Below are 10,525 nucleotides of genomic sequence, written 5' to 3' on the forward strand. Positions count from 1 at the left end.
TGTTAATGCTGGCGCTGCGACTCGAAGGACGGCGGCGCGGCTCGTCGTCGTAGGCTTCCCGCGAAGAACGGTAGTCTTGGCTGCCTCTAATCCGGGGACGCTGCGGGTACTCTTCCTCTGGTTCTAGCCGATCGATTTCAGAATCGTAGCCGTCGTAAGCGTAGGCGTTGCTGACAGGTCGCTCTTCATCCACGTATTGGGCGCGACTTTTGGCTTGGGCTGTGGTCGCTCCCCGCAGCTTAATGCTTTCGGCTGCAAAAAATATGGCCGAACCGGTCAGCAAGAACTGACCAAAGGCCAGAATTGGATCGAGTCGCCATCCTTGAAATAACAGAATACCGCCGCACAGCAGGCCGACTGCTGCAAAAAAAATATCGTGGTCTCGGGCTAGTTTGGGACGCCACGATCGCAGAAAGTACAGTCCTGCGCCTGCTACTGCTAGGATGATCCCTAGCAGGCTGCTCCAGTTCAATCCTAAATTGACCATTAGCCTATCTCCTATGTCTTTCCTATGTTAGCGAGCTAGATTTTACCTAGAAATTGGGGTAAGAGCTCGCGCCGGGAGCTCGACGGCTTTATGGTAGAATTTTTTTGAAACGGCCCGGCACTGTCTGTCGTTGCTCCCAAACGCAAGACCGGCCAAGCCTGCCGTTTCTGTTTTAATCCAAAATTCAAGAGTGCGTAACGCGCCCTTGAGGATGTCAAATCTATCATTAAGTCTGCGAACCCGACTTTGCTTTCTCCGGCAGCGTCCACCCAAGCTTTCTGCTTGGTTGGGGAACCGTATAATAATGAGTTTAACGGCAAAAAACCTCAGCGAAAGCAGTCAACCGAAGGTTTGACCTTCACAGTTGCTGACAGCGGAGGTTTCTTGGGTCGGGGAAATGTCCGACGTGCAGTCGAAAATTGACTTTCACGCCGGACCCAGAAACCGCAGACTTTTTAGGTGCGCTTGATTTTGTCTTTTTGGCTGATGAAGATCAGGGCGATCGTTGCTGGAATCACTACTAAGGCCACGCCCACCAGCAGGCTGTACAAAAAGTTCGCGAGTGAAGGAGTCATAGATTCAAGACCTTTGTTACAACAATTAGATTTTTATTAATTTTATCAGCACTCAGTTCTCACAGGGAAGTTCGGCAAAGGATGTTGCAATGGATGTAGGAAATGTCACCAATCAAGGGCGCAAGCCATATTTCCCCCTTGGAAAACTCGCACCCTAGCACCCTCAAACCTTAGCACCCTCTCGCTCCGAAGGTATAAAGCCGCCAAAATTCTGCAGCTTTTGTTCGATCGCACCTGTGAAACGGTTAAAATTATGAGGCGCTGACTTAACAAAACTTAAGATTTTGACGAGATAAGACCCATGACTGGTATTACCGTTGCAAGTTGGATTCTGGGCTCTGTCCTGGTGCTGATGACTTTGCTATTTATTTTTCGGATCGTCCTGACTTGGTATCCCGAAGTAAATCTGAGCAAACTGCCGTTGAGCCTCGTTGCTTGGCCGACGGAACCTTTTTTAGCAGTAACTAGAAAGATTGTACCGCCGATCGGCGGAGTGGACATTACACCGATTATTTGGGTCGGCATCTGTAGCTTGCTGCGGGAAATGATTCTCGGACAACAAGGCATCCTGACAATGATGATGTAATAGTCAGTAGTCATTAGTCAGTAGTCATTAGTTAGTCGTCACTTGGTAGGGGCGGTGCCAAGAGTGCCCGCCCTCTTAGTCGTCAGTAGTCCTTAGCAGTAGTCAGGAGTGCCTTAGCAGGAGTCTTGACTACTGCCAGAAAGGAAATTTAGAGTTTTTAAGGATATTCTTCACCAGATTGACGCGGGCCCCGGCAGGCATTGCCCACCTTAATCCCACTAATGACTACTGACTAATGAGTAAGGACTACAGACCATTTTTGTTCAAAAACTGTTCCACGAAATTGGTATAAACTTCGCCACTGAGAAATTCGGGGCTATCGAGGATTTTTTGGTGGAAGCTGAGGGTGGTGGGGACACCGGTGATAGCGCATTCCCGCAATGCCCGTTTCATTCTGCGAATGGCTGAAGGTCGATCGCGCCCCCATACAATTACTTTACCGATTAAAGAATCGTAGTAAGCAGGTATTTCGTAATCAGTGTAAACGTGAGAGTCCATCCGCACCCCCGGGCCGCCGGGAGGCAAATAACCGCCGATCAGCCCTGGGTGGGGGCGGAAATTGCGATCGGGATCTTCAGCATTGATGCGGCACTCAATCGCGTGGCCGCTGAGAATTACTTGATTTTGCTTGATTTGCAGTTTTTCGCCTTGAGCGATGCGAATTTGTTCGGCAATCAAATCCAAGCCTGTAATCATCTCCGTGACAGGATGTTCCACTTGGATGCGAGTGTTCATTTCCATGAAGTAGAACTTGCCAGATTTGTCAAGCAAAAATTCCACAGTACCCGCACCAGTGTAATTAATCGACTTAGCTGCCGCAACCGCGGCGTGACCCATTTGATCTCGAAGTTTCTGCGTCAGGGCGGGACTAGGTGCCTCTTCCAGAAGTTTTTGGTGTCGGCGCTGAATCGAACAATCTCTCTCGCCGAGGTGGATGACATTACCGTAATTGTCTGCGAGAATTTGGATTTCGATGTGCCTCGGCTTTTCGATGAATTTTTCCAAATAAAGTCCGGGATTGCCAAAAGCTGCATCGGCTTCGCCTTGAGCTGCATGGAACAGTTTGGGGAGTTCCGAGGGTTCTCTGACCAGCCTCATCCCGCGGCCTCCTCCGCCCGCAGTGGCTTTGATCATCACGGGATAGCCGATGTCGCGGGCTACTAACAATGCCTCCTGTTCATCTGCTAGCAGTCCGCCACTACCGGGAACTGTCGGAACTTTCACCCGCTGCATAGTTTCTTTGGCAGTCGATTTGTCGCCCATCGCCCGCATTGCTGCCGGGGAAGGGCCGATGAAAGTAATTTGATGATCGGCACAAATTTCGGCAAATCGGGCGTTTTCAGCTAGGAAGCCGTAACCGGGATGAATAGCTGCGGCGTTGCGCGTCAGGGCAGCCGAGATGATGTTGGGGATGTTTAAATAGCTTTTGCTGCTGGTGGGGGGGCCGATGCAAACGGCTTCGTCTGCTAACTGGACGTGCAGGGCGTGTTTATCTACAGTGGAGTGAACGGCGACCGTGGCAATCCCCATTTCCTCGCAGGTGCGTAGTATGCGGAGCGCGATTTCTCCGCGATTAGCGATTAAAATTTTCGAGAACCCCATCTTCGCTGCTTAATTCACTCAATATTCTGTACAATAATCCCTTTCGGTATCTTCTGGATAATGGTTTCCCATAAATTCTTAATAAAAATTTATTTTACATTTTGCGGGTAGTTGTGCTATTGTAGTAAGTCGGCGGTGTCAAACGGAACCGTTGCAAGTTAAAAGATTTGAGCTTGTAAATCTTTAGAACTGGCAACCAAAAATTCCCAGAAACTTGCCAGAAAGAGCGGATGTGGCGGAATTGGTATACGCGCACGCTTGAGGTGCGTGTGGCATTATGTCCTTGCGAGTTCGAGTCTCGCCATCCGCATTGAATATGTAAAACAACTGTTGACGGTTTTGGCTGTCGGCAGTTGTTTTATATTTGATGGGTGGGTAGTCAGAAACCGGGTTTTTGCGAGAATATTTGGTGACAGGCGAAGATTTGGTGAAAAACCCGGTTTCTCAAGATTGTGCGCGAGTACCGATCGGGTGCAGATATATGAGATATATTTAAGTGCGATCGAACTTCTGACAGATCCGCACCATACAAAATACTGTTTAACTGTCGATCGACTATTGTGTTTGAATTAAAAACATAGATACTTATCGTTTGTCAATAGGTATAATGGGATTAGTTAGGTTCCGAATCCGAGAGTTGGCTGACGAAAAGGGATGGACGCTCAAGGATGTTGCCGATCGATCCGAAGTTCCGTACAGCACAGTCAGGCACTATGCTCGTTCGGAAGGACTCGCAACGGTTGATATCACATCTATTCAAAAGATAGCTCGCACCCTCGATGTTTTGATTGAGGAATTAATGGAAGTTGTCAAAGAATGAACCGATGAAATTATATTAGCAAACGGAAGTTAGATCGATGACATCCTACGCCTTAAACTTACCCGTTCAGTTACAGCAAGAAGCTGAAAAATTAGCCGCACTCCAAGGCATTTCCTTCGATCAGTTTATCCTCTGGGCTGTAGCCGAAAAAGTCGCTACCCTCAACCAGCGGAATGACGATCCGGCTTTTCCTGAAATCACCTATGTGCGCGGCGCTAGCGGCGAACTCGTTCCCGTTTTGCGCGGCACTCGGTTGCGGGTGCAAACAGTAGTCATCGCAGCGCAGAAATGGGGTTTTTCTCCAAACCAAATTGCCACTGAGTATGACTTAAGTGAAGATCGAGTGAACGATGTTCTCGCTTTTTATGCGGCTCACCATCAAGAAATAGACGCATCTATTGCCGCTGAGCAAATTATCGAAGCTGCTAATGTCTAAACCGCTATTGCATTTAGATGCCGATACCTCTATTAAAGCTTTGCAAGCCGCCCTTTTATCTCGCAGTCACGATGTCACTCGGACACCGACTGAGTGGATGGCTTTAGATGCTAGCGATGAGGTTCAATTGTTAGGAACAACAGCACGGGGACGGTGTATTTTTACGTTTAATATCCGGGATTTTCAGGTTTTAGCTCAGCGTTATCCCGAACATGGTGGCATCATTTTGGCTGCTCAAAGATGAAGTTTATTTGTTTGTGTAGCTGCAGTTTCAACCGCCGGGTTTCTACACAAAAGAAGTACAATAATTATGGCAAAATAAGAATTACTCATTTATTTAATCGCCATTATCCCAATGATTACCGTTACCCAAGCAGAAATTGAACAGTATCGCTCCCAATTACAAGAATATCCCGATGCTCTAAAAGAGCTTGATGTACTTGAAGAGTGTGAAGGCGATTTAGAATATGCAGCCGAAACCTTAGCAATTAAGTCAGGAGAATTAGACAACGATCTAGATGCAAGAAACCCAAATGAGCCTAGCTGGTTACAAAAATTAGCCGATCGAGTACGTCCTCATATTTGTACGCCAGCCTTTAAAGACGTATTGAGTCAAGGTTTTGCTTTTGCATTGGGTTGGCTAATAACTGTTGGCGTTTACCAAGGAGTACCATTAACACTGGTACTTATTTACATAAGCAGGAAAAATTTGGACAAGTTTTGTCAGGATTGCTAAACGCCGATAGCAGTGAAGCCAGCCCAGTAATGAGGATCAGCAAAAGGAAACGGCTTGCGGTTCAGTGCGCCATCCAGAGGAGCATTAACAAAGCGTGTGCGTTCTTTTTTGGGCAACAGTTTAAATGTTTGATCAATTTGCGGTTTGAGGCATTTTAATAATGCTTCAAGCCCCTCTGAGGTCAGATTCCGCAGCCATTGTTGTGCCTCATTGAGAGCAGTAACCGTTGATAGAGTTTCTAGGTTTTCATAGAACCGAATCAGTAACAAAGTGCTGGCGAGTTCATCCACTTTCCAAAGGGTACTAACCATACTACGGCTACCTGCCAAGAGAAAGCCAAAAGGTAAGCCGATATATTCATCGCTAGTTTTGGATTCTGTCAATCCAGTTTCGCAGGCGGAGAGAGTGACAAGACGACATTGATTTAGGTCAAGATTAAAGATTTCCAACAGTGTCAAACGTTCTTTATTGGCGAATACCAGGGATGATTCCAAAGGCGAGTCAGGCTCGAACTTGCCGTGACAACCGAAATGGGCGCAGTTGGCAAAGCTGAGTTTCGCCTTTAGAATTGCGTTCTTATTAGCATCATCTTTTGCCAAGAAATCATTAGATTTGAATTTGTCACGGATGTTAGCGGCTTGCAGTTCAAGTAAGTAGCGGTCTTTGGTAGGATTGGCAATAGCAAATAGGTGAGAGAAATGAGGGCGTTGTCGCTGTTTCGCCTGTTGCAGTAGTTGGCAACTGGGCGCGTAGCCGACACCACCAACGAAACAGTCTAATAGATAAGGATTGACGGGTGAGGAATCGCTGTTTGGGTTAAACTGCAACCAAGTTTCTTGGCTGACAGGTAGGGCGTGCAGGGGAAACAGGTGCAGGAAGCGATGGGGAATTAAAATTAGTCGATCGCACGGTTTCGGAATATTCTTTAAAATCTCATCAAGATGCAAAATCTCAGCTAGGTTTTGGAGGCGGGAGGCTAGTTTGTGCTTCCATTGGGGCTTACTCTCTTTGTAGTCTTTCCGATACTCGTTATCCCAATTTACCAAGGCTTGAAAGTCTGCTGTTGAAGATTGCCAGATTATTGTTGTTGGGGATTGCGGGGTGATGATGAAAGTTAGAAATTTATCGCCTATGATGTACCACTCAAGAATAGCGGTGTTTTCACCTGTCAGAGTTTGAATGTCTTTGTAGAGGATGGGCTTAACTTTTTGGGTTAGGCTAAAATCAGGATCAATTGATGTAATTTCATGAGCAATCAATTCATCGAGTTGTTTACGCAGTTTGGTGAGATGAGTAGAATCGCGGCTAGTGGTTAGGCTGTCGATTTTGAGGCTGGGTTCTCCCAATATTCTGCCACCATTACTGTTACGGTTTATCTGTTCGATTTCCAGTTGTCGCTGTTCGGCCTCAATTTCTCGATTGAGGCGCGACAATTCATTGAGAACAGTTTCGGGGATATTGCCTTTAGGTTTGATGTCACGGTTGGCAAAGAGTTCTACAAGGTTGCGGGCTTTGCTGCGTTCGACGTATTCTACAGCTTCGGTGTCGCGTTTCAGTTGGATGCAGACTTCTACCATGCCCAGATAGAGTTGATTCCATTCTTCCGCTAATTTCTGTTTGCTTTCATTCCCAGATTGAATCTCACCCCGTAAAAATTCTACTGTTTCAATCGCGCGGGCGTAAGTATCATAAGCGAGTTGCCATTGCTGGTTACTTCGGTGAAAATTACCTAAATTAGATAAAGTCTCTGTATGTTCTTGTGGGAAAGCCTCGCGAGTGCTAATACTTAAAGCCTTGTGATAAAGTGCGATCGCCAGTTCTATATTCTCTGCTCTCTCTCCCCTAATTCTGTTACAGTAGGCAGCCGCCAGATTATTTTGCGTCGTTGCCCAATTTTGGGGAAAGGCATCGCGGGTGCGTACTTCTAATGCCTTGTTGTAAGATGCGATCGCCAGTTCGATATTCTGAGCTTTCTCTCCCCTGATTCTGTAAGTGTAGGCTACTGCCAGATTATTTTGCGTCATTGCCCATTTTTCGGGAAAGGCATCGCGGGTGTAGACGGTTAATGCAGCAGTGAAAGATGCGATCGCATCTTCGATATTCTCTGCTTTTTCTTCCCTGATTCTGTTACTGTAGGTAATTGCCAGATTATTTTGCGTCCTTGCCCAATCTTCGGGAAAGGCATCGGGGGTGAGGACGGTTAATGCAGCAGTGAAATAGTCGATCGCCAGTTCGATATACTCTGCTTTCTCTTCCCTGATTCTGTTACTGTAGGCAATTACCAGATTATTTTGCGTCATAGCCCAATCTTCGGGAAAGGCATCGCGGGTGTAGACGGTTAATGCAGCAGTGAAAGATGCGATCGCTAGTTCGATATTCTGAGCTTTCTCTCCCCTGATTCTGTAAGTGTAGGCTACTGCCAGATTATTTTGCGTCCTTGCCCATTTTTCGCTTCCCGGTTCCGAATTATTTAAAAGTATTTGATAACCAGTAATGGCAATTTCAAGATTATTCGCTCTTTTCCCCAGCGGAAAGTTACTAATATGATTACTCAAGTTTCCAATGAAGCAGAGAATAGATCCAATTGCTTCGGGATGTTCGGCAATCCAATTCCGGGCCACTTGCTGTAAAATATCGGCAAAACGGTCATTGAGGAGATGTTGCCGCCCGTCCAGCATCGGGTAAATTACTTTAATATCGCTATTGCTATCTTCTTCTGCTTGCAATAAGTCTAGGATAAAGTTTTCATACTCTTGTGAATTTTCAATTTCAGAGCGATCGTGAGTTCCGTCATCGTTCATTCCCAAAAAATTAGCTATTTGAGTTGCCATTCGTAATAAAAAAGTAGCCGTATTTTCTTGATTATTTTCCGACAATTGGGCTGCAACAACCCGCATCATTTGCACCAATTCAGCATCCACCAATTCCGAGTTTGCATTCAAGATTTGATTTTCTTCGCCGTTGGGACAAGTCAGCAGGGCGTTAATCAATTGCAGGTAGGCTTGGGCGCGGGTTTCGTCCATTGTGGGGAGTTGTGGGTGACACCGATGTTTATTTTAGCCCGATTTATAGCACAATTGGACGATCGCCTCGGGATTTTTTGTCTGTGTCGAATTTAAGGACGATATATAGATGGTGCGCGATCGGCGAGAAACCGGGTTTTTTCTACAGACTTTGCCGCAGTGCAAAAATCTCGGGAAAAACCCGGTTTCTGAGATGGTGTGCGATCGACCAGAAACTAAATTTTTGAGAGAGATTTTTAGTAAGGGCGATCGAATATATCTAGGGACTTTCCATCTCACCAAATTGTCTGAATAGTTGTTAAAGCTTGAATTTTAGCGTCGCGGGTGACTAACGGAAGACTTAAAGATAAAGCAGTGGCGGCAATAATCCTGTCTGGCATATCAGGAACAGTTGCCCTGTCAATTTGTTGAATAGTTGCCGAAATATTGCGATCCAAAGGTGCTAGCAGAATCCCTACATTTGGATCGTCCGCAGCATTTAAAACTCTTGTCAACACCTCCCCTGCCACACGCCCTCGCTCAATTAAGTAAGAAATTTCTACAATTGTAATTGCCGAAAAGTAGATAAAATTTCCCTCATTAACCGCTTGTTCTAATGCTGTTAATGCTGCTGGCGACAATCTTGGCAGTTCAAAAATGTACCAAATTAGGGTATGGGTATCTGCTACGACTGAGGGCATCAAACAATCTCCCTGGGAAAATTTCCCCACATTTCTTGTCGGGCTTGGGCGATGTCTTCTTCCGTAATATCTACTTTTAAGTCAGCACACAACCCTTTGACACTTTTTAGCGGTCGTTTGAGAATGTTTTTTTGCTGAAGAAATTCAGCAAAATCTAAAACTTCTTGCTGCTGATTCGGGGGCAATTCCCGCAATTTATCTAAAACTGCTTGCTCTAAATTCATTGTTTCTTTTCCTCCGTTTTTGTTGTGGTTGACATAGCTTTGACTCCGCTCTGTTCTATCTTAATTATATACCAGTCATCGATGAATTTAGTTTGATGGGTGAGTAGCAAGAAACCGGGTTTTTGCGAGCATATTTGGTGACAGGCGAAGACACGGGGAAAAACCCGGTTTCTTTGATTTTTACTAAATGCCTAATTCTGGCGGCCGCCCCATTAAACCAGTCATCAAGCGCAAAGCTAAAAATCTCACTGGCGGAATTGTCCGCAAACACCACAATCCGAAGCGCCGAAATGCCACAATCGGTAGCCAAGTATTAGAAAACAATCTGTCTAGAAAATCGGTAAATCCTAACACAATTAAATTTTCTTTTTTGCGCCAGTTGTGATACCGTTTCAATACTCGCAAATCGCCGATGTCTTCGCCTTTTTGGTGGGCTTGCTGCAAGATTTGGGCGATCGCCCCAGCATCCCGAATGCCCATATTCAATCCCTGGCCGCCGACGGGATGGCAGCAGTGGGCCGCGTCGCCAATTAGCGCTAATCTGGGCAACACGTAGCGATCGCTCTGCATTAACTGTACAGGAAATAAAAAGCGATCGCTCTCTAATTCCAAATTTCCTAAAAGCCCGCCCGTGCGCTGTTTCAATAAAGTTAAAAACTCTGTTTCATCCATTGACTGCAAAGCTTTCGCCTCCGCGTGGGGTGCAGTCCAAACTACTTGACAGCGGTTCCCCGGTAAGGGCAAAACTCCCATCGGGCCACTCGGCCAAAAACGCTCAAAAGCGATATCGTTGTGCGGTTTTTCGGCTTTAATAGTAATCGCAACGCAGGATTGCCAGTATTTCCAACCGCGAGTGCCGATATTTGCTGCTGTGCGGATTCGAGATTTAGAACCGTCGGCGGCAACTAACAATTTAGTACGCATTGTGCGAGTTTCGCCGTTTTGTTTGATTTGAATTTCAGCGCTATTATTTAAATATTTTACATCTATTACTTCCGCCGGACAAACCCAACTGAAATTCGGATTTTTTGCCAAACATTCGTGCAAAGCTGACAGCATGACTCGATGTTCGCCTACATAACCTAAAGCTGTTTTTGGTACGGGCAATTTGCCAGTATTTCCCAAGTCCGGGCGGTGGAATTCGACGACACCGGGATAGTCGCCGTCGCAGAGGCTAATTTGCTCGAAGGTGGTGATTTGTGGCAATATTTGCTCCCACACGCCGATACCTTCTAAGATCATTCCCGATAGCAGGGTAATTGCATAAGCTTGTTTTTTGGCTGCTGCGGCTGCGGGGAGTTGGGTTTCGATGATGGCGATTTTTAAGCCGGAATCTTTGAGGGCGCAGGCTAAGGT

Annotated in this window: 13 protein-coding genes and 1 tRNA gene; 6 read left to right on the top strand and 8 right to left on the bottom strand. The window is 46.2% G+C overall.

Annotated features, from left to right (window positions below; genetic code table 11):
• Together IQ270_RS24090 and psbX are read right to left on the bottom strand one after the other, a co-directional pair.
• The coding region (locus tag IQ270_RS24090; RefSeq protein ID WP_193975714.1) for a Ycf66 family protein at positions 1–487 on the bottom strand (487 nt) is incomplete at its 3' end.
• A 455-nt stretch (positions 488–942) separates the two neighbouring features.
• The gene (psbX, locus tag IQ270_RS24095; protein ID WP_193975715.1) at positions 943–1,062 is read right to left on the bottom strand and encodes a photosystem II reaction center X protein; all 120 of its coding nucleotides are present in this window, start codon (positions 1,060–1,062) and stop codon (positions 943–945) included.
• A 301-nt stretch (positions 1,063–1,363) separates the two neighbouring features.
• Here psbX and IQ270_RS24100 point away from each other — a divergent pair, with 301 nt between their 5' ends.
• Positions 1,364–1,648: a YggT family protein gene (locus tag IQ270_RS24100; protein ID WP_193975716.1), complete on the top strand. Its 285-nt coding sequence runs from the start codon at positions 1,364–1,366 to the stop codon at positions 1,646–1,648.
• 246 nt (positions 1,649–1,894) lie between these two features.
• Here the strand turns inward: IQ270_RS24100 and accC are convergent, their stop codons facing one another.
• Complete coding sequence (gene accC, locus IQ270_RS24105; RefSeq protein ID WP_193975717.1) at positions 1,895–3,250, bottom strand: acetyl-CoA carboxylase biotin carboxylase subunit; 1,356 nt, start codon at positions 3,248–3,250, stop codon at positions 1,895–1,897.
• Positions 3,251–3,476: 226 nt separating this feature from the next.
• Here accC and IQ270_RS24110 point away from each other — a divergent pair.
• The 5 genes from IQ270_RS24110 to IQ270_RS24130 all read left to right on the top strand — a co-directional run bounded on the left by IQ270_RS24110 (position 3,477) and on the right by IQ270_RS24130 (position 5,242).
• Positions 3,477–3,560, top strand: a tRNA-Leu gene (locus IQ270_RS24110).
• 297 nt (positions 3,561–3,857) lie between these two features.
• Positions 3,858–4,070 (top strand): helix-turn-helix domain-containing protein, encoded by a 213-nt coding sequence (locus tag IQ270_RS24115; RefSeq protein WP_006634859.1) that lies wholly within the window; start codon positions 3,858–3,860, stop codon positions 4,068–4,070.
• Positions 4,071–4,107: 37 nt separating this feature from the next.
• Positions 4,108–4,506, top strand: coding sequence for a DUF433 domain-containing protein (locus IQ270_RS24120; RefSeq protein WP_193975718.1), 399 nt, complete (start codon positions 4,108–4,110; stop codon positions 4,504–4,506).
• Positions 4,499–4,750, top strand: a complete 252-nt coding sequence (locus IQ270_RS24125) for a DUF5615 family PIN-like protein (RefSeq protein WP_193975719.1) — start codon at positions 4,499–4,501, stop codon at positions 4,748–4,750. Before IQ270_RS24120 ends, IQ270_RS24125 begins: the two co-directional genes overlap by 8 nt.
• Positions 4,751–4,861: 111 nt before the next feature.
• Positions 4,862–5,242: a hypothetical protein gene (locus tag IQ270_RS24130; protein WP_193975720.1), complete on the top strand. Its 381-nt coding sequence runs from the start codon at positions 4,862–4,864 to the stop codon at positions 5,240–5,242.
• Here IQ270_RS24130 and IQ270_RS24135 read toward each other — a convergent pair.
• The 5 genes from IQ270_RS24135 to IQ270_RS24155 form a co-directional block, all read right to left on the bottom strand.
• The gene (locus IQ270_RS24135; protein WP_193975721.1) at positions 5,239–8,265 is read right to left on the bottom strand and encodes a CHAT domain-containing protein; all 3,027 of its coding nucleotides are present in this window, start codon (positions 8,263–8,265) and stop codon (positions 5,239–5,241) included. The genes IQ270_RS24130 and IQ270_RS24135 overlap by 4 nt on opposite strands.
• 33 nt (positions 8,266–8,298) lie before the next feature.
• The gene (locus IQ270_RS24140) at positions 8,299–8,544 is read right to left on the bottom strand and encodes a hypothetical protein (RefSeq protein WP_193975722.1); all 246 of its coding nucleotides are present in this window, start codon (positions 8,542–8,544) and stop codon (positions 8,299–8,301) included.
• A complete protein-coding gene (locus IQ270_RS24145) occupies positions 8,541–8,945 on the bottom strand; it encodes a type II toxin-antitoxin system VapC family toxin (protein ID WP_193975723.1) in 405 nt (134 codons plus the stop codon). Before IQ270_RS24145 ends, IQ270_RS24140 begins: the two co-directional genes overlap by 4 nt.
• Positions 8,945–9,169: a DUF2281 domain-containing protein gene (locus IQ270_RS24150; protein WP_193975724.1), complete on the bottom strand. Its 225-nt coding sequence runs from the start codon at positions 9,167–9,169 to the stop codon at positions 8,945–8,947. The genes IQ270_RS24145 and IQ270_RS24150 overlap by 1 nt, the downstream gene beginning before the upstream one ends.
• A gap of 183 nt (positions 9,170–9,352) precedes the next feature.
• Positions 9,353–10,525: FAD-dependent hydroxylase (locus IQ270_RS24155; RefSeq protein ID WP_193975725.1), on the bottom strand; the 1,173-nt coding region annotated here is incomplete at its 5' end.

Source organism: Microcoleus sp. LEGE 07076 (assembly GCF_015207455.1).
Classification (GTDB): domain Bacteria; phylum Cyanobacteriota; class Cyanobacteriia; order Cyanobacteriales; family Microcoleaceae; genus Microcoleus.